Here is a 24,439-nt window from a genome sequence, read left to right as displayed (position 1 = left end):
ACCGTTCGCGCGAGTGCTGCCCCTTCCGAAACATTGAGGTGAACACAGCGATGCGTTTGGTGATTGCGACGATGATGTTACTGGCTACTTTGAATACCTTGGCATTGGCGGACGATCCGTGTGCTCAGCCTTCTCCCGAGGCGATGGCCGAGGAACTTGGCGTGAAGCTTCCGCGCCGCCCCTGGCACGTGGCGAACATCTGGTGGAACTTTGCGGGGCCGGTAGAGAAGTTCACCTCGCTGGAGATGGACGTCGCCATTGATCGCGACGTCCCCGAGACCTACAACCTTTACATTTCGCCGTGTGGCATCGCCAAAATCAATGGCCTGCAGTTCTACGGCGGAATCCAGACCAACATCAACGGCTGGGCCAGCAAGGAAGATCGCGAGCGAGTGTCTCGGGGCCGCGGCGCGATTTTCTCGCGATGGTCGTCCGATAAGAAGACTCCCATCGGCCTCGACCACGTCCGCATGGCGGCCGACGATTGCCTGGTCGAGAGCGCCGGGTACGAAGGGGAATTTGCCAGCGTCCGCCGCCCTTTCAAATGGAAGAAAGGCTCCTACACGTGGAGCGTCACGAAGGGCGACACAATCGAGCGCAACGGAGAACCCGCTACTTGGTTTGCTTGCCAGGTAAAGGACCATGCCGACGACTCGACCTTCGACGTCGGCAGCCTGCTGTTCGAAGGAGACGAGTTCACCTTCTGGGGCCGGCATTCAGCGTTTGTCGAAGTCTACTCGACCCGCGAAATTCCCCGCTCGTCGATCCCCAAGGTCAACATCACGTTTGGCTGGCCTCGGATCAACGGCGAGAAGGTAGCGATCCAGGGAACTTCGGCGTTCTATCCTGGTGAAAAAAGCGGCGCCACCTCCTCGCCCGACTGCGCGCACATCCGCGCCAAGGGCGATAGCTGCGTGGTGGAAGTCGGGCCCATCTTCCAGCGCGAAGAATCAAAACGCCGACACGAAGTCCAAATTCGCTAGCGTCTTGCGAGACGGAACTTGTCGCCTGCTTACGTCACTATTTCACCCACGGGAACACCGCGGTGCGAACCGTGGTGGCGCCGTACGGAATCAGAGTAATTTCTTCCTCCTGAGCGTCCTTCGGTCGCGGCGCGCTGCTGAGCGGCGGCACTGCTGCCGAGTTGCGGTTGAGGGTCCAGTACGGAAGTCGAATTCCCTTGGTCACCAGGTGGACCGGGGCCGCCTCACGAGTCCATGGGTTACGATTCGGCACCTCACCCTGCACCACTTCGATGTGCTGCTGGGGATCCTGCACCACGCGCTCCGGTAGCGCGTAGTTCCAAGGGCTCGTTGGTCGCACCTCGATGTAGCCACGATGCATGGCCGTGTCGGGCACGCCGTCCGGGCGGGCTCGCTCGACCTCCGACCACGCTTCACCAACATCCAAGGCATACACCAGTGGCCCCCGTTCGATAGCCACACCGCGGGCGAACCACTGGGAAGTTCGCAGGTCCATTGGCAGAATCAGCGTGACGACGTCGCCATCCTTCCACTCCCGGGCGACCTCATGCATGCAGCCAGCGTTCGGCTTGCCGGTCGGCTCGCCGTTGACTTCGACGCGCGCCGCCGCGGCCCATCCAGGAATCCGCAGATTCAAAGGAAACACGGTCGGCTCGCTCACCGACACGGTAATAGAAACAACCTCTTCAAACGGATAGCCGGTTTCCATCTTCAACGTGGCCGTCTGACCGTCGGCCACCTGTGCCGTGACGGTCGACGGCGCGTAGGCGATGGCCGCCAATCCGTTGTCGCGGCTGGCCATCCAGAGATGCTGGGCGAATTTGGGCCAGCCTTGGTGCATGTTGCAGGTGCAGCAGGGATAGCCGTTGAGTAGCCCGTACACTTGGCGTTCTCCGCCATCGTTAAAGAAGTCGCGTTCTCCTTCCGTTACCTGTACCTGATTCGTCTGCTGGAAGTATTGTCGACCGCGATAGTCGTCCGTCGCCTGGGTGGGCAGGGCGTTGTAGGCGACCCGCTCGAGTCGGTCGCCGAACATGGGATTGCCAGTGATTTCGAACATTTTTTCCAGCGAGAACATCATCTCTACAGCCGTACACAATTCCGACCCGCGATCGGGTCCGTCGCCGTGCAAGCCTTCGTCGCCGCCAAATAGCCCGTGCGGTTGGCCATGAAACACGCGCAGGTCGGCAAAGCCATTCTCCACCGCATCGAGGCGCTGCTGACTCTGATCCAACTGCCAACGAATGACGGGAGTCTTCATCATCTGGGCCACGTTCACGCAGTGCAGTGCTGGCCCTTGGTCGCCCCGGAAGCGGATGACATTGTCGACACCAGGGCCGAACCAACTGGCCACCGGCACCGTCTGCTCGCTGAGAAGTTCAGCCAGGTCCAGCAGGTATTGCTCGCCGGTGATGTTGTAGAACCACAATACGATCATTAGGTTGTCGCCGCCGCGCTGGGCCGCCCACCATGACCCCGACCGTGGATTCTGCGGATCGTGCAAGGGCCGGTTCGGCAGTTCCTTTAGCTGATACCGAAAGTACCGGTCGAGGCACTCCAGTACGCGCTGGTCGCCCGTCGCCAGATAGTGCTGCTGAAGTATCTTGAGCATGACCATGCGAGGCCACCAATCATCCGGCTTGTGGATCTGCACACCTGCAGGAGGCGGCTGGGTACGATCTTCCTTGCGAAGTGTCCGCGGGCCGATCTGTCCATCGGGACGCTGATTTGCCAACGTCCACTCGATCCACTTCATGGCTTTGGCATCGAGGGCATCGTCTTCAAGCAACTTGGCCAGTGGGTACAGACCGTCGATCCAGTAGGGTCCCCGCTCCCAGGTGTCGCCATCGCCACCCAGCCACGCGTTGCGCGGCCCGCACACCTCGGGATACCACTCATCCAAGTGGCCCGTCATGCCTTGTGACATCCGCTCGAGTTCGTCCCGCAGCCAGCCCTCAGGCTGAATGGCCCCCAAAGGCAACTCACAGTATTGCTTTGCTGCCAGCGGAGCACGGTTGAAAACGTATCGGCTCTCCTCCGCCATCAGTCGCGGCACCGCAACAAGCGGCAAGCTGGCCACCAGAGTGAAAAGACAAATCCATTTACAACGACGCTCGCTCATAGCCATGCTCCCAAGTGCAAACACGTAGAGTACTTCGTAGCTGCGTACGTTACTCTGCCACCGCCTGGTGTCGAGCAACACTTCGCACGACCATTATCTCCGTTGGCATTCGCACGCCGCAAGTTCAGCATGGCGTCGCGGGACAAGAAGTGCGTCGCCTGGAAATATTTTCTTCCAGCGGCGTGGGGTGAACCTCTCTTGATTAAAAGACCAACGGGTCAGCAATGCCATTCGACGGTCAGCGGCATTCCGTCCGCCATCCCCTTCGTTGACCGGACCCGGCAATGTAGCAATCGCTGCCGTCTTGTGACCAACAGCAGCGCTACAGCGACGCATCGACATAAACGGAAGGCGTCGACCTGCAAACCTCTTCGCGAAGATTCAGCGACAGGCGGGGCGTGATGAGAAGCCCTTCATTGTGCACAGTGGCGACATTGCTACTCAAGATAGCTCGCCACCAGGCCGCGACATTGCAGAAGATGACGTTGCGTTTGCAATCGCCGCCCACGCAGACGCTGCACTAATTTGGCTTTAGCCGACTAGTACGTCCTGATCCTGCCACGCCCTCGACTCGCTCGCACCGGAAAATCGGCAGTCGGACTATAGCTCGCGACGCGCGGGTCGGTTAAGTTCGGTCAGTAGGTCGCCCGGCGCCGAAGCGCGTCTCACCGCTCTTCTCAAGGACTTCTACCCATGCTCAAGTACACCCATCATGTTGCCGCGTTTTTCTTGTTTTGCACCATGGCTTCCAGTTCATTACGAGCCGACGAGGCAACAATCGGCTGGCATTCGGTCGACGAGATCGTGGCGAAGATTTCGGCGCCACGCTTCGCCGATCGAGAGTTCGACGTCACGGACTACGGCGCCGATGGCAAAGGCAAGAAGAATAGCCAGGTGGCGATTAACAAAGCGATCGACGCTTGCCACGACGCAGGTGGTGGGCGAGTGTTAGTTCCCGCCGGCGAATACCGCGTCGACGGACCGATTCGCCTGCGGAGCAATGTCAACCTGCATCTGGCGGCCGAATCGACGCTGCTGTTCAGCACCCAACCCAGCGACTACTTGCCTAATGTGTTCACTCGCTTCGAGGGCACGGAGTTGATGAACTACTCGCCGCCGATTTACGCCTTCGGAGAATCGAACATCGGTCTCACCGGCAAAGGGACCATCGATGGTCAGGCAAGTCACGACAACTGGTGGAAATGGAAAGGGCGTTGGAGCGGATCCTCCAAGTCGGACTGGAAGAAAGGCGATCCCGACCAGAGCACGGCACTGGAAAAACTGCTTTCGCAGGCCGCCGAAGGCGTCGCACCCGAGGAACGCGTGTACGGCGAAAAATCGCTGCTGCGGAGCAACTTCGTCCAGCCGTACCGCTGCCAGAACGTGCTGATCGAGGGCATAACCGTCAAGAACTCGCCCATGTGGTGCCTGCATCCGGTGTTATGCGAGAACGTGGTGGTGCGTGGGGTGACCGTCGATAGCCACGGTCCGAACAACGATGGCTGCAATCCCGAGTCGTGCCGCTATGTGTTGATTGAAGATTGCACGTTCGATACCGGCGACGACTGCATCGCGATCAAGTCGGGCCGCAACAGCGATGGTCGCCGACTCAACACCCCCAGCGAGTTCTACGTCATTCGCAACTGCCGGATGCGCGACGGTCACGGCGGCGTGGTGCTGGGCAGCGAAATGAGCGGCGGCGTGCGCAACATCTTTGTCGAAGATTGCGAGATGGACAGCCCCAACCTGGAACGGGCCATACGCCTGAAGTCGAACTCAATGCGAGGCGGCTATCTGGAGAATCTGTTTGTGCGGAATGTGAAGGTCGGACAAGTTAGCGACGCCGTACTCCGCGTGAATCTTCACTATGCCGATGAAACCGGCGACTATCCTCCTGTGGTTCGCAACATCTACATCGAGAACCTTACTTCCGAGAAATCGAAGTACGCGTTCTACTTCCGGGGATTGGAAGACCACCCGATTGAATCGATTACGATTCGCAACTGCACGTTCGCTGGAGCCGCTAAACCGAGCATCATCGAACATGTGAAGGAACTGAGCCTGGAAGAGGTCATGATGCCACTGAAATAGGCCAGCCATTGGGTACGGTTGAATGCAAGGTTGCAGCTTCCGCATGGCCGTTTGTCGTGAATGCGGAAAAGGAACCAGTTATTGCGTGATTGCATCGTTGAAGCATTTCGAGGGTAGTCCTACCATGGATGACATCATTGCATAGTTACAACTCGTAACGTGCCTCGCACTTACGCTTCTCCTCTTACCACGCCATGTGGATTGGATCCATGGAGCCAGCAATAGGTTCGAACCCTGCCCTTCCCGCCGCGAAGCGTCCCCATTCGCTGCGCGTCGACTCTCACCATTCCTCGTTCACGGACAAACGGTCCGCAGAACTGGAACATGTCGTCTACTCGGCGATGAGATCTACGCCCGTGTGGGACCTTCACACACACCTGTATCCCAGTGCGTTTGGGTCGCCGGTACCTGCGGCTATGGAAGCCGTCGACCCCCAGGGTCTTTCGCTGTGGGGCATCGACGAACTACTCACCTACCACTACCTGGTGGCCGAGGTGTATCGAGTCGTACCGGCGACGCGTCTGCCGTATGAACAGTTCTGGCGAATGAGCAAGACGCAACAGGCGGACCACATTTGGCAACACCTGTTCGTCGACCGAACCCCCCTCAGCGAAGCTTGCCGTGGCGTGCTGACCACGCTCGCCCGTCTGGGGCTGGACCCGAATGAACGCGATTTGGAAAGTCATCGCAAATGGTTCGCCGCGCAAACGCTCGACAGTCACATCGACCGGGTGATGGAAGTCTCGGGCGTGTCCCGCATCACGATGACCAATGCGGTGTTCGACGATAACGAACGCAACCGCTGGCTGGCCGATCCTGCTGCTGGGGCCGACGATCGCTTCCGCGCCGTGCTGCGTTTCGATCCGTTGTTGCGCGACTGGCAATCGGCGGGCCCCCAACTTCGCGAATGGGGTTACGACGTCAGCGAAGACTTGAACGACAAGACAATCGCCGAAATACGCCGCTTCCTGCACAACTGGATCAACCGGATCAACGCCATCTATTGTGCCGTGAGCCTGCCGCCCAGCTTCCACTACGGGGGCCCCGACGACCACTCGGCCGGCAGCACAGTGCTTCGCGAAGCGGTGCTGCCGACGCTGGCCGAATTGGGCCTGCCGATGGCGATGATGATTGGCTCCCGCCTGCAGGTGAATCCCTCCCTGAAAGACGCGGGCGATACGGTAGAGAAATCGGATGTCGCTTCAGTGGTGCAGATTTGTAGCGACTTCCCCGAAAACCGCTTCCTGTGCACGATGCTCGCTCGCGAAAACCAGCACGAGCTGGCCGTGGCTGCACGAAAATTTGGCAACCTGATGGTGTTTGGTTGCTGGTGGTTCCTGAATAATCCTTCGTTGGTCGAAGAGATCACTCGCATGCGATTGGAGCTCTTGGGAACGACCTTTGTCCCCCAACACTCCGACGCCCGCGTGCTGGATCAACTGATATACAAATGGGACCACAGCCGCAACATCATTGCCAAGGTCCTGGTTGACAAATATGCTGACGTCGAAGCCACCGGCAGGCGGGTGAGCGAGGGCGACATCCAGCGCGATGTGCAACATTTGCTCCACGGTGCGTTTGCAGACTTCTTAACTCCTTGAGTTCCATGGCAGAATCATCCCCCACGCAGCAGGCGACGTTGACTCCTGAACCACTCGGACTGGAACCTAGTTTCGGATTTGGCGACCGGCTGGGCTCCGCCACTCCTGGCCATCTGGCGGCCCTCCGGGAAGCCGGGGGCGCCATCCGCGGCATCTTCGCCCAACAGTCTATCCGCGAGATGACGCGGACGAGTCGCACGGCGGACGAAGTGATGAGTTGCGCGGTCGATGCGCTGGCCGCCGAGTCGTTTGCCGACAAGTGGGGAGCCGATGCGGACCACTTGAAGACCGAGGACGACGTCCGCAACACGATGGCCTCGGGCTTCGTGTTCTTCACGCTCGACCCTTCTGGCGATGTCGATCAGGAAGCCGACAACTACAATGCTTCGCAACTGGCCGAAAAGTTCGCCGCGGCCCGCGAATGGGCCCCCTGGTTCGACTCCTACTTGGGGCAAACAGTTCAGCTCGATTCGACGACCATCGAGTTCAATCAGGACATTCTCAGTAGGGCGGCAGTCAAGTACGGCAAGTCGATTCAGGCCACCATCAAGCTTGCCAAGTTCGTCGAGTCCGAAGCCGAGCGTCTAGGCAAGCCGTTCGAGCTCGAACTCAGCGTCGACGAAACGGCCCAACCCACTACGGCGGCCGAACACTATCTGATTGCCGATCAATTGCGTCAGGCCGGGGTAAAGCTCGTTAGCCTCGCACCACGCTTCGTGGGCGACTTCGAAAAGGGCGTCGACTTCAAGGGCGACCTGACTGAACTCGAAAAGTCGCTGCAGGTGCACGCCGAAATCGCCGAGCGAATGGGGCCCTACAAGCTGTCCTTGCATTCGGGCTCTGACAAGTTGGCCATGTACCCCCTGCTCGCCCGCACGACCAAGGGACGATTCCACGTCAAGACGGCGGGCACCAGTTACCTGGAAGCCTTGCGCGTGGCGGCTCATAAGGACCCCGCTTTCTTCCGAGAGATCGTCGATTTCTCGCGTGCCCGCTACGACGATGACAAAGCCACCTACCACGTGTCGGCCGAGGTGGACCAACTGCCCGTCAGTGCAGACCTGAACGATACCCAGGTGGAAGTGGTCTACCTGGAGCGTTGGTGCGATGTGCCCGCAGGCAAGGGATTTACCAATCCCGGGCGACAGGTGCTGCACTGCACCTTTGGTTCGGTGGTGACAGATCCCAACTTAGGCCCACGACTGAAAGCCCTGCTCGAGTCGCATGCGGACGTCTACACCGAGGTCCTCCGCGACCACTTCGTACGGCATCTGCAGGCGCTTCGTTGATGGGACCTTCTCTTGCCAGGATTTGCCTAGCGACCTTTGCCCTGCTGTTCTGCCAGTGGACTGCTACGCTGGCCACGGAGGCTTTCCCTGCCGATATCCTCGTGGCGGCAGATGGTTCCGGTGATTTCACTTCCATCCAAGCGGCACTCGATTCGATCCCAATCGCCAATGCCCGCCGCAGGGTCATCCAGATCGCTCCCGGGCTGTACAACGAACGAGTCCGCGTCGATCACAACTGCGTCACCCTTCGTGGCAGCAGTCCAGCCGAAACCAAGATTGCCTTCTTCTTTCCGCGCGAAGAGTACAACCGGCGCTACGACCGGTTTGGGCCGGGTGTGCTGAATGTATTCGGTGAGGACGTGATCGTCGAGCAGTTGACGGTGGAGAACACGCAAACCAACCAGGACGAACACGCCTTCGCCATCTATGGCCAGCCGCAGCGTTTCATTCTGGATGATTGCCATGTGCTGGGCGAGGGCGGCGATACCCTTTCCCTGTGGAACACTTCTTACGGCATGTACTATCATCGCAACTGCAAGTTCCGAGGTGGTGTCGACTTTGTCTTCCCACGTGGTTGGTGCTTCATCCGCGACTCGAGTTTCGAGTCCACCAACGGCAGCGCCTCGCTCTGGCATGACGGCCACATGGACCTGGACATGAAATTGGTGCTCCGCAACTGCAAGTTCGCTGGCCCCGATGACTTCTGGCTCGGTCGCAATCAATACCCCTCACAGTTTTACTTGCTCGATTGCCAGTTCGCCGAGTCGCTGGCGGAGCAACCGATCGGGGTGGTCAGTGAGTCGAAGCCCTACTACGCCTCTCACGTTTATCGGCGCAAGTACTTCCACAACTGTCACCGTGCCGGAGGCGACTACCAGTGGTTTGCCGACAACCTGCAGTCCGCCCCCGGTAGCCCCTCTTCGGATGAGATCACTCCAGAGTGGACGTTCGACGATGGCTGGGATCCCGAGCGGACCGACCCGCCCACGATTGCGGAAGTAGAAACGGATGGCGGCCACATCCACGTGTACTTTTCCGAACCAGTCTCATGCCCGGATGCCATGCATGTCGTGCGGCAGGATGGCAGCCAGGCAAAACTGGTCCGAGGTCTGGGCACATCGCACCTGGTGTTCGAAGGTGGTACACCTTCTGCCGCCGCCACCCGCCTGCAGACCACCGGTGCCGCCATTCACGCGGTGACGTCAACGCTCGCACCACGCTACCTGGAAGAACTCGCGCTGCCCGACGCCGCGCCACGCCAGGTCTCCAAAGTGCTGCTCATCGGCGACTCGACGGTCACCGACTACGACGTCAAGCACGCCTACCAAGGGTGGGGAGCTTCGCTCCATCAGTTTTTCGACGACCGAATTCGGGTAATCAACCGTGCGCGGGGTGGCAGAAGCTCCAAAAGCTTCCGCGATGAAGGCCATTGGGACGAAGCTTTGAAGACCGAGCCGGGCTTCGTATTCATTCAATTCGGACACAACGACAATCCGGGCAAAGGTCCAGCACGCCACACCAATCCTTCTGCGGGAGGTGACTATCGGGCAAACCTGCGACGGTATGTCCGCGAAACGCGCGAAATCGGAGCCGTGCCAATCCTGGTGAGCCCGCCCACCCGCCGATTCTATCTGGCCGATGGGCAGATCGACCCGCACGAAGGCAACGTCCTCTACGCCGAAGCCACCAAGGCAGTCGCGCAGGAGATGGACTGTGCTTTGGTGGATTTGAATATGGAAACTCGCCAGTTGTTCAATCGACTGGAGGAGAGCCACAGTCATTGGCTACAAGCCGTTGGCGATCGAACTCATTTCAGTCCGCAGGGCAGTCGCCGCATTGCCCAGATTGTCGCCGCAAGCGTGGAACGTCAAGTCGAACCACTAGGTCGGTTCGTTATCAAGGAGGAGTTGGTTAGACCCTGACATGCATTGAACTCGTCTCAGCTCGCAACATCGGGTGGTGGGGTACCACTCTCCGAGCAGCATCTATCTCGCGGCGCGGCAGCCAGTTATATTGAAGGTCTCTTCCCGCTCCGCGGCGGTTATGTGCAACGACCGGTTCAGCCACCTGGAACCCCGTACGTAAAGATGAGCAAGACTGTCTCGCTGCTATTAGTCGGATGTGCAACCTGCCTTCTATTGGCCATTGCGGCCGTTGCAGTTGCCACCGGTGCCGCAATGGCTCCCGCGGACAGAGTGGAACTGAAGTTGGGGCACTCGCTCGACCAGAATCACCCGGTCCATCTGGCCATGGAGTTCATGAAAGAACGTCTGGCCGAGAAATCGTCCGGCACGATGATTCTCGAAATACGTCCCAACGGACAACTAGGCGCAGAGACCGAATGTCTGAGCCTGGTGCAACGTGGCGTGCTGGCTATGACCAAGACCTCGGCCGCCCCACTGGAAAACTTCGTGCCGGAGATGGCCGTCTTTGGCATTCCGTTCTTATTCGAAGACGAAGCCCATTTCTGGCGAGTGCTGCATAGCGACCTGGGCAACGACTTGCTCGAAGCGGGCGCCGACAGCGGTCTTCGAGGACTATCCTACTATGACGCCGGCGCTCGCAGCTTCTACACGATTTCGCGGCCCATCATGACGCCGGAGGATTTAAAGGGTCTGCTGATCCGAGTTCAGGAGAGTCCCACTTCGATTGCGATGATCGAATCGCTCGGAGGTTCACCCACGCCGGTCGACTTCGGTGATCTTTATACCGCTCTGCAGCAAGGTGTGGTGGACGGGGCGGAAAACAATCCTCCCAGCTTCTACACCAACCGGCACTACGAGGTCTGCAAGCACTTGTCGCTCGACCAGCACACCCGGACTCCGGACGTGTTGATCATCAGCCAACGCTGGTGGCAGCGACTTACTCCGCAGCAGCAGCAGTGGCTCGCCGAGGCCGCGCAAGAATCGGCCGAGTACGAGCGCAAGCTCTGGCAGGAGAAAACGCAGGAAGCTCTGGCCGGTGCTGAGGAGCGTGGCGTGACGATTCACCACCCCGACCTCGAGCCTTTCCGGCAGAGCGTCTCGTCGATGGTCGAGTCGTACGCAGGCACCCCCACCGGCGACCTGATTGAGAAGATTCAAGCCATGGGGGGTGAACAATGATCGCAAGTCTGAAAAGCTTCGAACAGGTGGTTGTCCGCGTGCTGGAGTGGGCGGTCATCCTACTGATCGTGGCCCTCGTGCTCGACGTCTTGTGGCAGGTGGCAACGCGTTTCGTCTTGGATGACCCGAGCAAGTGGACCGTGGAACTGGCCAGGTACCTGATGATTTGGCTCGCCATGCTGGGCACCGCCGTTGGTTTTGCGCGGCGCGAGCACCTGGGGCTCGATTATTTTAGACAACAACTCCACTCCGATGCACAACAGCCAGTGGAGATTCTGGGCCAATTGGTGATCATCGCATTTGCCAGTTGGGTCCTTCTTGGTGGCGGTACCCGTTTGGTGGCCGAGGTGCTGGCCTCGGGGCAAACCACTGCAGCTCTGGGCGTTCCGATGGGCGCCGTGTACCTGGCCACCCCCATCGCCGGGGCATGCATTCTGTTGTTTTCTGTTATCGACTTGCTCGAAGTGGTTGCCAGCAGCCAACCTCCCGCAGCATCGTACACGCAAACCCACGAAGATCCTGCCGAAAACATCGACTGAGACACGGAATTTATCGTGGACCCGCAACTACTCATCCTGATCCTGACATTCGTCGTGCTGCTGCTGATCGATGTACCGATCGCCGTGGCGCTGGCCGTGGCTGCCGTGCTGTCGTTGCAGTCCGCTGTTGGCAGCGCCGCAAGCAGTGTCGTGGCGCAACGCATGACCGACGGCGTAGCCAGTTTCTCGCTGCTCGCCATTCCATCCTTCATACTCGCAGGTCGTCTGATGGGCGAGGGAGGCATGGCACGGCGGCTTGTCCAGTTCGCTACCGCTATGCTGGGTAACTCCCGTCGATCGCTGGCCTACGTCTGTACGATATCCTGCATGCTGTTCGGAGCCATCTCCGGTTCGGCCACCGCCGCCGTATCCGGCGTGGGAGGCATGATTCTTCCCGAGATGAAGCGCAAGGGTTACCCGGTTCCCTTCAGCGTCGCGCTGACCACCGTGTCGGCGACCACTGGCCTGGTGATTCCGCCCAGCAACATCATGATCGTCTACGCGGTGGTGGCCGGAAACGTGTCGGTCGCCGCGATGTTTTTTGCAGGCGTGCTGCCCGGCGTTGTACTGGGACTCGCAATTGCATTGATGAGCTGGATGCTCGCCCCGCGGCTCGAGTTCGCTGATGCCGACGCCGATGAGTTCGATCGCGTGCCACTCGGGCGGGCGACCCTGCAGGCGTTGCCCAGCTTGTTGCTGATCGCCATTGTGCTGGGTGGTATCCTGCAAGGCGTATTCTCCGCCACCGAAGCAGCCGCCGTGGCCGTGCTGTACGCCTTTGTCTTGGCGGTGCTGGTGTACCGCGAAGTTACGGTACCCGATCTACCCCGCATTTGCCTCGACTCAGGCATCACGACCGCCGTCATTTTTTTCCTGATTGCCGCCAGCCAAGCGGTTAGCTGGATGCTCGCGTACGAAGCGATTCCTCAAATGGTCAGCGACGGGTTACTGGCCCTCACCGAGAGCAAGATCGCCCTGCTGCTGCTCATCAACATTACGCTGCTGATCGTTGGCACATTCATGGACATGACGCCGGCAGTGCTGATATTCGCCCCCATCCTGCTACCGATCGTGATGAATCTAGGCATCCACCCCGTGCATTTTGGGATCATCATGATCACCAACCTATGCATCGGACTCTGCACCCCGCCCGTGGGCACTTGCTTGTTCGTTGGCTGCGGGGTTGGGAAAACCACCATCTCGCAATTGGTCCGCCCACTGCTTCCCTACCTAGCTGCCATGTTCGTCGCCCTGCTGGTAATCACCTATCTGCCCGAGCTATCGCTGTGGCTGCCTCGCATGAGCGGCCTGCTCGATTGAACGCCCGTATCCAAGGTGTCATGCGTTTCTCCACCTGCTGCCGCATTCACGCGGGTTTCGGAAAACGTCACACGCGTTGCAACCACAAGGCCGCCAGTAGTTTAACGAGTTTCACGCCGGCCCCCTGCCAGGCTTATCTTATAACGGCACTCGACGGGTTGAACTTGCGTGCCACGGCGCAGGTTACCTGTAAGTGCACATAGTCCCCCTCACACTTCACGTTATGCCAAGCGAGTTGTGCGACACAATTGCCAGCCATCCAATTGGTCGTACAATTTCCTCCCGCCAGTTGCGATCGCGCGGCGAACATACCACAATGCAGTCCATGTCGAGAGTGAAGCTTGCAAGGGCAACATTTCGGCAAGGCAGGCGGCCTTCTCGTAAATCAACACCCTTTGGAGGTGCATAACTCGTCGTGGCCACTCGTAGTCAACAAATCGCCCTGGCGTTCCCACGTGGTTCGCATCAAGAAGTCTTGATCGAAGGCGTAACACGTTTTGCTTCTGAAAACGCACTCCCTTGGTCGCTGACGATCGCACCGGAGTCGCTACTCCTCTCGGTTCTCGACTTGAGCGGGTGGACCGGCGATGGCGTGCTCGCGGCGTTGAACACTAAAGAGGAAGCCGAGTATGCGGCCACCCTGTCGATGCCGGTGGTCAATATCTCGAGTGCCCTGGCCGAGTCGCCCGTGCCGCGCACGATGGTCGACAACTACGCCATTGGCGAGTTGGCCGCCGATCACCTGTTCGCCCGCGGTTTTCGCGAATTCGGATTCTTCGGTCTCGAAGAGATTCAGTATTCGCGGACTCGCTGGCTGGGCTTCAGCGAAAGCCTGGAGAAGCAAGGGTGCAGTTGCTCGCAACTACTTGCTACACCGACCTTCCGCTTCGACGGCGCCACCTGGATGTCGCAGTACGAGCAGCTTTCCAAGTGGCTGCAATCGTTGCAACGTCCGTGCGGCGTATTTGTCGTATCCGACTATCGTGCCTGCCAGGTGCTCGAAGCATGCCGCGAACAGGGTATCAGTGTGCCAGATCAGGTAGCCGTGGTCGGTGTCGATGACGAGCAAGTGATCTGCGAACACGTTAGCCCCACCCTGACCAGTGTGGCCCGCAACGATGCCTTGGAGGGGTACAAGGCAGCGGAGATGCTCGACATGCTGATGAAAGGCGAGGGACTTCCTTCGCAGGAAGTCATCGTCCCGCCCAGCGAAGTGGTTACTCGCGATTCAACTGCCGCCTTCGCAGTATCTGACGAGCGACTGCACAAAGCCCTCGCACACTTGCACGATCACATTCACAAACCCATCACGATTGAAGAACTGGCCGCCCACGCGGACGTGTCGCGGCGGTGGCTCGAATACGCCTTCCGCGATGTGTTTCGGGAAACGCCCTATCAGTACATTCGCCGACAACGCCTAATGAAGGCCAAACAGCTGCTAGCCGATGAACCGAAAGCCAGCATCACTTCGGTCGCCAAACGGACCGGCTTCGCGTCTGTCAAGCAGATGCGGATCGCATTCCAACAAGCGTACGGCATGAGCCCGGGCGAGTTCCGCCGCTCTTTCGAAAGCTAACGCCCAGTACCAGTCGCGGCCCCCCTTCCCTGCTTCCCGCCATGCCCCTCGACTTGCCCACAGTCATCTTTGGTTCCAGTGCACTCGGCAATCTGTACGAAGCGCCCAGCGATGAAAAGAAGCTGGATATCACCCGCGCCTGGCTGGCCTGCGGCGAAAGCCCGACAGTGATCGACTCGGCCGGCAAGTATGGCGCCGGCCTGGCTTTGGAGATGATCGGCAAGAACCTTCGCACGCTGCAGGCCCCCGCCGACGAGGTGCTGATCAGCAACAAACTCGGCTGGTTGCGGACACCTCTCACGTCGATCGAGCCAACCTTTGAGCCCGGGGCCTGGGTCGACATCCAACACGACGCCAAGCAACGGATCAGTCGCCAGGGCATACTCGATTGCTGGGAGCAAGGACTCGAGCTACTGGGTGAACCCTACCAGCCACAGCTGGTGTCGGTTCACGATCCCGATGAGTTCCTTGCAGCGGCCTCCGACGAACAGGATCGGCAGCATCGCATCGACGACTTGCTGGGAGCGTATGACTCGTTGCTGGAGCTTCGCCAGCAGGGCGTGGTTCGAGCAGTTGGCGTCGGCTCGAAAGACTGGCGGATTGCGAAGTTGATCGCCGATCGCGTCTCGCTCGACTGGGTGATGCTCGCCAATCGCCTGACCATCTACACCCATCCCCAGGAGTTGCTCGACTGGATCAGCCTGCTCGGCGAGCAGCAGGTGACCGTCATCAACTCGGCCGTCTTCAACGCCGGCTTTTTGGTGGGCGGGCGTTACTTCGACTACCGAGTTCCCTCCCCCGAAGCACTGGACGACCAACCCTTGTTCGCCTGGCGAGACGCTTTCCTCAATCTTTGCCAGCGACACGAGGTGCTCCCGGCGGCCGCTTGTGTACAGTTCGCCCTGTCACCGCCGCAGGTGTCGTCGGTGTCGCTCAACACTAGTCGCCCGGAGCGCGTTGCCGAGTGTGTCGAACTTGGCCAAACGCAGGTGACCGGCGAATTTTGGAGCGAAGCCAAGCAGGCTGGCCTGATCGCTCGCGCATACCCCTACCTAACCAGCTAAACAACGACGCAAATAGCGATGCGTCGGAGGTAATGCACAAGATGAAAGTTCTAGAGATCGCCAAGCCAGGCGAGGTTCGCTTGATCGAACGCCCTGTGCCGCAACCTGGTCCGGGCGAAGTATTGCTGCGGGTGCGAACCGTCGGCTACTGCGGCACGGACCTCAGTACTTTTCGCGGCGCCAATCCGCTGGTCGAGTATCCGCGCATTCCCGGGCATGAGGTAGCTGGCACCATCGAGCAGTTCGGCGCCGACGCAACTTCCGATTTGTCGGTTGGCCAACATGTCCTGGTGTTTCCATACACCGAATGCGAACGATGTACGGCCTGTCAGGCGGGCCGGCCGAATTGCTGCCAGTACAACCAAACGCTGGGTGTCCAGCGCGACGGTGCCTTGGCCGAGTACGCCTGTCTACCTGCCGAAAAACTGATCGCCGCACCGGGACTAACGGATCGAGATCTGGCCCTCGTGGAACCGCTTACCGTTGGTGCACACGCCGTGGCTCGCGGTCAGGCAACCGAACAAGATACCGTGCTGGTGTTCGGTTGCGGAGCAATCGGTCTGGGCGTCATCGCAGCCGCCGCCAGTCGCCACGCCCGTGTGATCGCGGTGGATATCGACGACGAAAAGCTTGCACTTGGCGAAAAATGTGGCGCTGCCGAGAGCATTAACTCCCTGACCGAAGACCTCAACACCCGAGTCGCCGAACTCACTGACGGGCATGGCCCCCATTTGGTAATCGAAGCGGTTGGGCTGCCGCAGACATTTCGTGCGTCGGTGAATCTAGTCGCGTTCGCTGGCCGGGTGGTCTATGTGGGCTACGCAAAGGCGGCCGTCGAGTACGAGACCAAGTTCTTTGTGATGAAGGAACTCGACATCCGCGGCTCACGCAATGCCCTGCGCCGCGATTTCGATGCGGTAATTGAAATGCTCCAAAGTGGCTCGCTGCCGGTGGACGAGATCGTCAATCGCTCCACCAACCTTGCGGGCGCATGCGAAGCCATGGAGCAGTGGTCGGCCAGCCCTCAGCAGGTGACGAAGATTCACATCACACTCGACTGAGCTCAACCTATTGCGTGTTGGCAAGTCCATAGAACCTCGCGCAATTGCCCCCAAGCACTCCCTGCTGCGCCGCAGGCGAGAGCCGCTCGACGTAGTTGACGACAATCCCCATCACCGACGAATAGTCGCCAGCCAGCGTGCACACCGGCCAGTCAGACCCGATCATCAACCTCTCGGGCCCGAACGCTTCGCATACCGTGTCCAGGTAGGGCTCGAAATCGGCCGGCTGCCAGTCATTCCAATCGGTCTCGGTCACCATGCCCGATAGTTTACAGTAGACATTCGGAAATTGGGCCAATTGCGCGATGTCTTCGCGCCAAGGCGACAACTGCCCCTTGGCGATTAGTGGTTTGCTGATGTGATCGACGACAAACGGCTGATCGGGAAACTGTTCGACCAGTTGCCGAGCCACTGGCAGGTGCTTGGGAAAGAGCAGTAGGTCGTACGTCAGGCCAAAGTCCTTCAGCCAACCGATGCCGCGACGAAAGTCACTTCGCAGCATGAACCGATCGTCCGGTTCGTCGTGCACCACGTGGCGCACCCCTTTGAGCTTGGAATGATTGGCAAATCGATCGAGTTGCTGTTCCAACTCCTCGGTGCGGAGATCCAGCCATCCCACCACACCTTGAATGAAGTCAAACTCGCCGGCCAAGTCGAGCAACCACTTCGTCTCCTCCAAGCATTGCCTGGCCTGCACTACCACCGTCCCGTCGAAGTTGTTCTTCCCAAGCAGCGGTGCTAGATCCGTGGGCAAGTAGTCTTGCTTCAGACTGCCCATCTGGTCGTTCATCCAAACGTGTTCCGCCGGATCGTATTGCCAGAAGTGCTGATGAGAGTCGATTCGCATCGCCAAGTCCCGATTGTGTCCATAGGAGCCCCAGGGGCGTCGCCACGACCGCGCTCAAGAGAGAATGTCGCCTACTAACTCGCCAGCGACATCCGTCAGGCGGTAACGCCGGCCCTGATGTTTATAGGTCAGACGTTCGTGATCGATACCCAAAAGATGCAGCATCGTAGCATGCAGATCGTGCACGTGGACAGGATCCTTGGTCAGATTGTAGCTAAAGTCGTCTGTCTCCCCATACACCATGCCTGGTTTCACGCCCCCCCCAGCCATCCACATGGTAAAACAACGCGGGTGGTGATCGCGGCCATAGTTACTCGCAGTGAGTGCACCTTGACTGTAAGCAGTGCGACCAAACTCCCCTCCCCATACCACCAGCGTGTCGTCCAGCATCCCCCGCTGTTTGAGATCGGCCACCAGTGCGGCTGCGCCCTGGTCGGTGGCCCGACATTGGCGGCGGATTTCACTGGGCAAGTTGTTGTGCTGATCCCACCCACGATGGAAGAGCTGAATGAACCGCACGTTGCGTTCCGCCAATCGCCGGGCCAACAGGCAATTGGCCGCAAAAGTCCCCGGCTCTCGGGCATCGGGGCCGTACAGCTCGAACGTCGAATCGCTCTCGTTGGAAAGATCGGTCGCCTCGGGCGCCGAAGTTTGCATGCGAAAGGCCATTTCGTATTGTTCGATTCGCTCCAGCACCCGCGGATCTTCGGTGTGCTGGTACTGCAGTTGGTGCAGTTCGTTCAACCGATCGAGCATATTCCGGCGTGCCTGAGGGCTGACACCGGCGGGATTGTTGAGATAGAGCACCGGATCCTTGCCACTGCGGAATTGCACTCCCTGGTGCGTGGAAGCCAGAAATCCACTGCCCCACAAACGCGAGTAGATGGGCTGACCGGTCCCCCCCTTGGTCACTAGGACACAGAAGGTCGGCAGATCGTCGTTCATGCTTCCCAGTCCGTAGCTAAGCCAGGAGCCGATCGACGGTCGGCCGGCATTTTGCGAACCGGTTTGGAAGAAAGTAATCGCCGGGTCATGGTTGATGGCCTCGGTGTGCATTGAGCGAATGATACACAAGTCGTCCACCACCTTGGCCGTGTGCGGCAGCAACTCGCTCACCCAAGTGCCAGACTTGCCATGCTGCGCGAACCGGAACTGTGCCCCCGCCAGTGGCAGGGTGGCCTGATTGGCCGACATCCCGGTGAGGCGTTGCCCCTGCCGCACGGAGTCGGGCAGCTGCTGGCCGTTCATCTGGTTGAGTTGCGGCTTGTAGTCGAACAGATCCATTTGCGAGGGCCCGCCACTCATGAACAGGTAGATCACCCGCTTAGCCCGTGGCGCATAGTGCAACGCCTGCAGCGTTCCCGACATTCCGCCTGCCGCCGCCCTCGATGGCAGTAGCTGCGTGAGCGCAGCGGCCCCCACGGACAGCCCTGAACTAGCCAGAAAATGCCGCCGATTCGCTAACAGCGACAGCTGATCAGCAGGCGGTGGAGCGGAGTCAAACATGATTCAAGGTCTGCAACGTGGGAAAAATTCTTCAAGTCCTGTTGGCCAGTTATCGCTTCATAATCGCGGCGTCATGATTCAGCACCGCTTGGGCTACCGTGGCCATGGCGGCCGTATCCACCGCCGTGGCGGCAGCGGGTTCGGGCAGGTCTCCCACCGATAACAGCTTGATCGCGTCGGCAGGGTGACTGTCGTAGTATTGACGCTGTTCCTCGAATAGCTGCTCTAGTATCAACAGCTCCTGTTCGCTCGCGTGTCGACTGGTTGCGATACGGAACAACCTCGCTAGTCGCTTCTCCACAGTTGGCAACTGCATGCCTTGGACTCGATATGCCAGTGCACAAGCCGCTTCGACCTGCTGGGGGTCGTTCAACAAAACCAAGGCTTGCAGCGGCGTAACCGTCGCCTGGCGCTGCATAACGCAAACTTCGCGATCGGCCGAGTCGAACGACATCATCGCCGGCGGCGGGCTGGTGCGTTTCCAAATCGTGTACAGACTGCGGCGATGGCTCCCTGCGCCACGGTCGCGTTGATAGGTGGCCGCCCCTTTTTCCTTCCACAGTCCGGCCGGCTGAAAGGGATGCACCGGCGCGCCACCCAGATGCTCGACCAGCAATCCACTACTGGCCAAAGCCGCATCGCGAACCATCTCGGCCGTGAGCCGACCGCTGGGGCCGTGGGCCAGCAACTCGTTATCCGGATCGCGCTCCAGTAGCTCGGCACTGGCGATGGACGACTGCTGATACGCGGCCGACGTGACCATCAAGCGAATCAAGGCCTTTACGTCCCACCCGGTTTCGACGAACCTCACGGCCAAGTAATCCAACAGTTCGGGGTGCGTGGGCGAGCTTCCCTGGCTGCCAAAATCGTTCGGCGTACTTACCAATCCGCGTCCGAAGATGCTTTGCCAGAACCGATTCACCGCCACCCGTGAGGTGAGTGGGTGCTCGGGGTCCGTCAGCCATTGGGCCAGACCAAGACGGTTTGGCGAACCGGCGGAAATCTCGGTGCCAATCATACTCAGCGGTCGCGGCTCGACAACCTCGCCGGGCGCGTCATACGCCCCCCGGCGCAGCAGGTGCGTGACCTCGCGCTCGGGCTGATCCTGCATCACGGCTATCTGCGTCACGGCATCCCGCGCGGCGTCGCGACGTCGGCGGGCTTCGCCCAACTGTTCGATGGCTTCGGCAAAAGCCTGGTCGCTTCGTACCAGAGCATACTCGGCAAACTCGGTTGGCGTAGCGTCTTCGAGCGTGCGCCCGGACAACTTACGAACTTCCAGAGCGGTAAGTTGGGTGTCGAATACTTGCAGATGGTCGATAGACCCTCCGCGAAATCCGGTATCGCGGAATCGATGCCCAACGGCCAGCCGGACATTGCCGTCGCTTGCCAAATCTCCCTTCACGTACCGAATAGTCCGAGTGAGCGAGTCGTGAGACACCTTCGCCTGGCAGGCAAGCCCGTTCGAGTGCATCTGCACGCCTGCGGCCGTGCTGGAACCGTCGTAGGTGACCACTAGATGCGTCCACTCATCCAGCGGCAACGGCTGCTCGGCAACGACACTGATGGCGTCGCCTGGCCAGAAATGCACTAGGCAAAACCTCGGCCGGCCTTCATCGAGTGTGATTTGGTACCCCCTGCCAGCCGCATCGAGCCACGCCTGAGATCGATGGACGACAATGCAGTTTTGGTCCTTGTGCGTGGGTCGCACCCAAACTGATAGAGTAAACGGGTCACTACGCTCGAACGAGTGCGGTGGCCCCTGCCAGCCGTTCTCTCCATTCAACTCAATCGCCTTCCCCATCGGACCGTCCACCAGTTGGGGATGACCAATCCATCGCTCGCCGTCTCCCAATGAGTCGAACCCGTAGGAACCAACCGGCTCGGGCAGCGTGATCTCCGGCAGAGTGAACCTCGCCTGCTTAGCTTGATGCGCGGCGTTACGCAGCGTGTCGACCCGTTGCCGTGCTTCCTGAACGCCAGCCTCGAGTCGCTCGATTTCCTCTGCCTGCTCGGCAGTCGGCAAGTTCATGGCCGGCGTGGGTATAGCATCGGTGAAGTGCGAGTAAAGCCCCAGTTCGCCGGTGTTGTTGAAGTATGCGAACAGCTGGTAGTAATCTTTTTGCGACACCGGATCGAACTTATGGTCGTGGCAACGCGCACACTCCAGAGTCAGCCCCAATACGGCGGCGCCCAGCGTGTTAGTTCGATCAGCCACATTCTCGGTGCGGAATTCCTTCGGCAGGCTCCCTCCTTCGTTGGTCTCACGGTGCAAACGGCAGAAAGTGGTCGCCAGTCGTTGTTCGCGAGTGGGCGCGGACAGCAAGTCGCCAGCTAACTGCCATGTCAGAAACTGGTCGTAGGGCAAGTTGTCATTCAGAGCCTGCACCACCCAGTCGCGCCAGGGCCACACACGGCGGAAGCGGTCGTTCTGATATCCATAGGTATCTGCGTATCGCGCCGCATCGAGCCAATCGACCGCCATGCGTTCGCCAAATCGCGGTGATGCGAGCAGGCGGTCGACCACCTTTTCGTAGGCATCGGGCGATTCATCCGCCAAAAAGTCGTTGATCTCTGCGATCGTCGGCGGTAGACCAGTCAGATCGAGCGTCACTCGCCGTAGCAAGGTCGCCCGGTCGGCCTTGGGCGCCGGTTCAAGCCCTTCCTGCTCCAATCTTAGGGCGACAAATCGATCGATGGGATGGTGCTTCCAGCCATCAAACGCCGTCACAGGAGGCTCGACGCCAGCCGGCGGGACGAATGCCCAGTGCTGCTGCCAAGGTGCTCCGGCCGCAATCCACCGTCGCACTAACTCCTTCTCCTTCGTGGAGAGCGTTAGCTTTGACTCAGGGGGAGGCATTTGCTCGCTGGAGTCGTCGCTTTCAATGCGGCGGAGCAATTCGCTCTCGTCTGGCGTTCCGGCTACCACCACGCCAAAGTTGTCGCTATCTGGCGTCACGATGAAGTCGTGGCCGATGTCTAACCTCAGGTCCGCTTCTCGCTTGTTACTGTCCGGGCCATGGCAGGCGAAACAACGATCCGATAACAGGGCCCGCACTTCACGCGCAAGCGAATCGGGGGAGGGCGCCGCCAAGACCGTGGCCTCGACTGCCAGCAAAGCTGCCATGCAAAGCACCATGCGGTGTGCAGAGGCATGATGGAGAATGGAATATGAGCCGAACATGGATTAATCGTAGCACAATACCCGGCACGGGTCGTCACACAACCAGCGTCGCCCTCGTGTCGGCTACAATGCGCAGCCTCGCTCCGCTGCAGGCCAGGCGTGACCTTTTGGTCGATGCGAGATGTATTGCTACTGTCGATAGGATACCGCTAAGGCTTTCACGCAGCGCTTGGTGCGACGGCCTGATTTCGGACGTTGCGGGTACGTACAGATTTGGCGGGAGCACGCAGTGCTCCCCCCCACTACCAGGTGGAACCAACCAAGATAGGGGGCTGGTTAGTCCCTACCTTGCAATTGAATTCCCACGCCGGGTCGATTTCTGCAAGCGGAGGTCCCTATTGCGCAGGAGGCCTGTAGGCTTTACGCACTTAGTCCTAAAAAAGGGGCGCACAGGGCGTGCAAACTCTGCCCGATTGGTTATCCTGACTTTAGAGAGTGGCAGCTTGTTGTTGGGGATCACGTGGATTCCCTGGTCGGTTTGTGTTTCTTCTTCTGCTTCACTTGTCACCTGGGGGCGTATACTCCGAGTCGGTTAACTACCCGCTTTGGTTGTCCGTCTTCGTTTGACCAGAAGAAGAGTGTGCTTATCTAGATTGGCTGCTTGTGTAATTTGCTTCAGGATCAGGGTCAAAGGTCCAAGTCTTTTTCTTCTCTTGTTTGGGAGTGAGATCCAATGAAGGTGTTCAACTGTGGATTGGCGATCTTGGCGATCGCTCTGCTGGCGCATCCCGCCAGTGCTGCAACTATTGCGTACGAAGGATTCGACGCCCCGCTGCAATCTTCGTCTCCAAGCGATAACCCCGTGCCGGCCCCCAATGGCGCCCCACTGTCATCGGTACAGAATTCGGGCTTTGGCTTCGATGGTGGTTGGGTCATCACCAACGGGACAGGCGCCGCCTCCAAGTTCGAGACTGGCGGTTTGCAATACCCAGCCAGTTACCCGGGCAGCAATGTGGCTGTTGGCGGTAACGGGCGCGCCACTGGTGCCGATGGCGCCAATGCGTTCCTCGCGCTCAACTTCGACGCTGCCACAGACGCAGCGGTCAACAGTGGCAAGCCAGTCTACATCTCTTGGCTGGCTCAGATCAGAAACGTCTCGACAACGGAGTACGATCCTCAAGGCAACCCCGCCGATACGGATGCTTGGCGGCAGCAGTTTAACCTGGCGGCCGAGTACCCGCGGAATGCCGGTATCCGCCTAATGGATAGCGGCGGCGGCAGCAACGGCGCTTTGGGAACCATCGGCAATGGCGGCAACTGGAATGGCAACAACCAATCTCAGTACAATGCCGGAGACACCGACCCCGAAGTAGTAGACACCTGGGCTGCGTTCAATTTCAACGACGCCAACAATATCTTCGTCGGTAACAACGGTGCGGGCCCCGGAGAACCGGATCCCAGCGCAAGCTACAACCCTGCCGGCGCTCACTACGATGGGGTCGATCACCTCGTATTGCGTGTTGATCCTACGACCTCGACGTACAACCTATGGGTCAACCTGCAGGCTGATGGGTCTTCGGATGGACACATTAGTTGGGTCCATACCGACGGTGGGAACGTAAAGCCATTTGTGATGAAGGCCTTTGGTCTGGAAGGTGGCAGTCAAAATAGTGAGCGAGCGGCAGGTGACATTCAGGTCGATGAGATCTACATCGCCGACCAGTTCTTCTTCGCCAGTGGTTTCCCGTCGCCAAACAATACGATCCCCGAGCCAAGCTCGATTGTCGTCCTGGGTAGCCTACTGGGCGTTGGTGCTTTGGCCTTGCGTCGCCGACGCTAGGCAGACAGGCATTCCTGAACGAGGTAATTCAGGACCGGAGGTGCCCGTACACCACGGGCACCTCCGCCTGATTCCCTATGAAGGATGTAGTTTGGAAATAGCCGTCTCAGGCTCGGAGAGTCTAACCATCTTCGAGCGCTGATCAGGAAGTCGTTTCCGTCCTATCACCAGGACGCAAACCGCTTCCTGATGGGCGCTGACAAGCAAATCAACATGCTCTTTTGAAGGCAACCAAATAGGTCGGTCCTATTCTCGCCTGTGCCAATCGCATAGCAGTGTGAATACACCCTCTGTCGATTGACTTCGCCCTGCATAGGTTACTCTTAGTGGCCGAACTCATCGCTACGAAACGGAACTTTGGAGGCTTCGCCT

General features: G+C 59.3%; 16 protein-coding genes. 12 read left to right on the top strand and 4 right to left on the bottom strand.

The features are described 5' to 3' along the window. The first annotated feature begins 50 nt into the window (after nt 1–50). Nucleotides 51–983: a DUF3472 domain-containing protein gene (locus NG895_RS20415; RefSeq protein ID WP_252854383.1), complete on the top strand. Its 933-nt coding sequence runs from the start codon at nt 51–53 to the stop codon at nt 981–983. A 37-nt stretch (nt 984–1,020) separates the two neighbouring features. On the opposite strand, the gene NG895_RS20410 is transcribed toward NG895_RS20415, so the two are convergent. After that, nucleotides 1,021–3,105, bottom strand: a complete 2,085-nt coding sequence (locus NG895_RS20410) for a beta-L-arabinofuranosidase domain-containing protein (RefSeq protein WP_252854382.1) — start codon at nt 3,103–3,105, stop codon at nt 1,021–1,023. Between the two features lie 693 nt (nt 3,106–3,798). Between NG895_RS20410 and NG895_RS20405 the strand changes: the two genes are divergently transcribed. The 10 genes from NG895_RS20405 to NG895_RS20360 all read left to right on the top strand — a co-directional run bounded on the left by NG895_RS20405 (nt 3,799) and on the right by NG895_RS20360 (nt 16,750). Beyond that, nucleotides 3,799–5,196, top strand: a complete 1,398-nt coding sequence (locus NG895_RS20405) for a glycoside hydrolase family 28 protein (protein ID WP_252854381.1) — start codon at nt 3,799–3,801, stop codon at nt 5,194–5,196. Between the two features lie 209 nt (nt 5,197–5,405). Further along, nucleotides 5,406–6,797, top strand: a complete 1,392-nt coding sequence (locus tag NG895_RS20400; protein ID WP_252854380.1) for a hypothetical protein — start codon at nt 5,406–5,408, stop codon at nt 6,795–6,797. A 5-nt stretch (nt 6,798–6,802) separates the two neighbouring features. Next, nucleotides 6,803–8,086 carry a tagaturonate epimerase family protein gene (locus tag NG895_RS20395; RefSeq protein WP_252854379.1) on the top strand — a complete coding sequence of 428 codons (1,284 nt, stop codon included), beginning with the start codon at nt 6,803–6,805 and terminating at the stop codon, nt 8,084–8,086. Next, nucleotides 8,086–10,008 carry a pectinesterase family protein gene (locus NG895_RS20390; RefSeq protein WP_252854378.1) on the top strand — a complete coding sequence of 641 codons (1,923 nt, stop codon included), beginning with the start codon at nt 8,086–8,088 and terminating at the stop codon, nt 10,006–10,008. Before NG895_RS20395 ends, NG895_RS20390 begins: the two co-directional genes overlap by 1 nt. Nucleotides 10,009–10,173: 165 nt before the next feature. Further along, nucleotides 10,174–11,190 carry a TRAP transporter substrate-binding protein gene (locus NG895_RS20385; RefSeq protein WP_252854377.1) on the top strand — a complete coding sequence of 339 codons (1,017 nt, stop codon included), beginning with the start codon at nt 10,174–10,176 and terminating at the stop codon, nt 11,188–11,190. Beyond that, complete coding sequence (locus NG895_RS20380; protein WP_252854376.1) at nt 11,187–11,729, top strand: TRAP transporter small permease; 543 nt, start codon at nt 11,187–11,189, stop codon at nt 11,727–11,729. The genes NG895_RS20385 and NG895_RS20380 overlap by 4 nt, the downstream gene beginning before the upstream one ends. A 15-nt stretch (nt 11,730–11,744) precedes the next feature. After that, nucleotides 11,745–13,049, top strand: a complete 1,305-nt coding sequence (locus NG895_RS20375) for a TRAP transporter large permease (RefSeq protein WP_252854375.1) — start codon at nt 11,745–11,747, stop codon at nt 13,047–13,049. Nucleotides 13,050–13,464: 415 nt separating this feature from the next. Further along, nucleotides 13,465–14,625 (top strand): AraC family transcriptional regulator, encoded by a 1,161-nt coding sequence (locus NG895_RS20370; protein ID WP_252854374.1) that lies wholly within the window; start codon nt 13,465–13,467, stop codon nt 14,623–14,625. Between the two features lie 41 nt (nt 14,626–14,666). Further along, entirely contained in the window at nt 14,667–15,689 is a 1,023-nt protein-coding gene (locus NG895_RS20365; RefSeq protein ID WP_252854373.1) for an aldo/keto reductase, read from the top strand. A 41-nt stretch (nt 15,690–15,730) separates the two neighbouring features. Continuing rightward, complete coding sequence (locus NG895_RS20360) at nt 15,731–16,750, top strand: zinc-binding alcohol dehydrogenase family protein (protein ID WP_252854372.1); 1,020 nt, start codon at nt 15,731–15,733, stop codon at nt 16,748–16,750. A gap of 7 nt (nt 16,751–16,757) precedes the next feature. Here the strand turns inward: NG895_RS20360 and NG895_RS20355 are convergent, their stop codons facing one another. The 3 genes from NG895_RS20355 to NG895_RS20345 are packed head-to-tail and all read right to left on the bottom strand — an operon-like array spanning nt 16,758 to nt 22,230. Continuing rightward, entirely contained in the window at nt 16,758–17,597 is an 840-nt protein-coding gene (locus NG895_RS20355; protein WP_252854371.1) for an amidohydrolase family protein, read from the bottom strand. Between the two features lie 54 nt (nt 17,598–17,651). After that, nucleotides 17,652–19,103, bottom strand: coding sequence for a DUF1501 domain-containing protein (locus tag NG895_RS20350; protein WP_252854370.1), 1,452 nt, complete (start codon nt 19,101–19,103; stop codon nt 17,652–17,654). 49 nt (nt 19,104–19,152) lie between these two features. Beyond that, on the bottom strand, nt 19,153–22,230 hold the full coding sequence (locus NG895_RS20345) for a DUF1553 domain-containing protein (RefSeq protein WP_252854369.1): 3,078 nt from the start codon (nt 22,228–22,230) through the stop codon (nt 19,153–19,155). 730 nt (nt 22,231–22,960) lie between these two features. On the opposite strand from NG895_RS20345, the gene NG895_RS20340 reads away from it, so the two are divergent. Beyond that, nucleotides 22,961–24,067, top strand: a complete 1,107-nt coding sequence (locus NG895_RS20340; protein ID WP_252854368.1) for a PEP-CTERM sorting domain-containing protein — start codon at nt 22,961–22,963, stop codon at nt 24,065–24,067. Nucleotides 24,068–24,439 lie beyond the last annotated feature (372 nt).

The sequence above is a fragment of the Aeoliella straminimaris genome (assembly GCF_024054565.1).
Lineage (GTDB): Bacteria > Planctomycetota > Planctomycetia > Pirellulales > Lacipirellulaceae > Aeoliella > Aeoliella straminimaris.
The sequence above is the reverse complement of the archived record's forward strand: the minus strand, read 5'-3'. Positions and strand labels throughout refer to the sequence as shown.

Bases quoted from the DNA above. Each gene is read 5' to 3' on its own strand.
- NG895_RS20405 (WP_252854381.1), top strand. From the start codon at position 3,799: ATGCTCAAGTACACCCATCATGTTGCCGCGTTTTTCTTGTTTTGCACC.
- NG895_RS20390 (WP_252854378.1), top strand. From the start codon at position 8,086: ATGGGACCTTCTCTTGCCAGGATTTGCCTAGCGACCTTTGCCCTGCTG.
- NG895_RS20365 (WP_252854373.1), top strand. From the start codon at position 14,667: ATGCCCCTCGACTTGCCCACAGTCATCTTTGGTTCCAGTGCACTCGGC.
- NG895_RS20340 (WP_252854368.1), top strand. From the start codon at position 22,961: ATGAAGGTGTTCAACTGTGGATTGGCGATCTTGGCGATCGCTCTGCTG.
- NG895_RS20385 (WP_252854377.1), top strand. From the start codon at position 10,174: ATGAGCAAGACTGTCTCGCTGCTATTAGTCGGATGTGCAACCTGCCTT.
- NG895_RS20400 (WP_252854380.1), top strand. From the start codon at position 5,406: ATGGAGCCAGCAATAGGTTCGAACCCTGCCCTTCCCGCCGCGAAGCGT.
- NG895_RS20350 (WP_252854370.1), bottom strand. From the start codon at position 19,103: ATGTTTGACTCCGCTCCACCGCCTGCTGATCAGCTGTCGCTGTTAGCG.
- NG895_RS20345 (WP_252854369.1), bottom strand. From the start codon at position 22,230: ATGGCAGCTTTGCTGGCAGTCGAGGCCACGGTCTTGGCGGCGCCCTCC.
- NG895_RS20360 (WP_252854372.1), top strand. From the start codon at position 15,731: ATGAAAGTTCTAGAGATCGCCAAGCCAGGCGAGGTTCGCTTGATCGAA.
- NG895_RS20380 (WP_252854376.1), top strand. From the start codon at position 11,187: ATGATCGCAAGTCTGAAAAGCTTCGAACAGGTGGTTGTCCGCGTGCTG.
- NG895_RS20395 (WP_252854379.1), top strand. From the start codon at position 6,803: ATGGCAGAATCATCCCCCACGCAGCAGGCGACGTTGACTCCTGAACCA.
- NG895_RS20415 (WP_252854383.1), top strand. From the start codon at position 51: ATGCGTTTGGTGATTGCGACGATGATGTTACTGGCTACTTTGAATACC.
- NG895_RS20410 (WP_252854382.1), bottom strand. From the start codon at position 3,105: ATGAGCGAGCGTCGTTGTAAATGGATTTGTCTTTTCACTCTGGTGGCC.
- NG895_RS20355 (WP_252854371.1), bottom strand. From the start codon at position 17,597: ATGCGAATCGACTCTCATCAGCACTTCTGGCAATACGATCCGGCGGAA.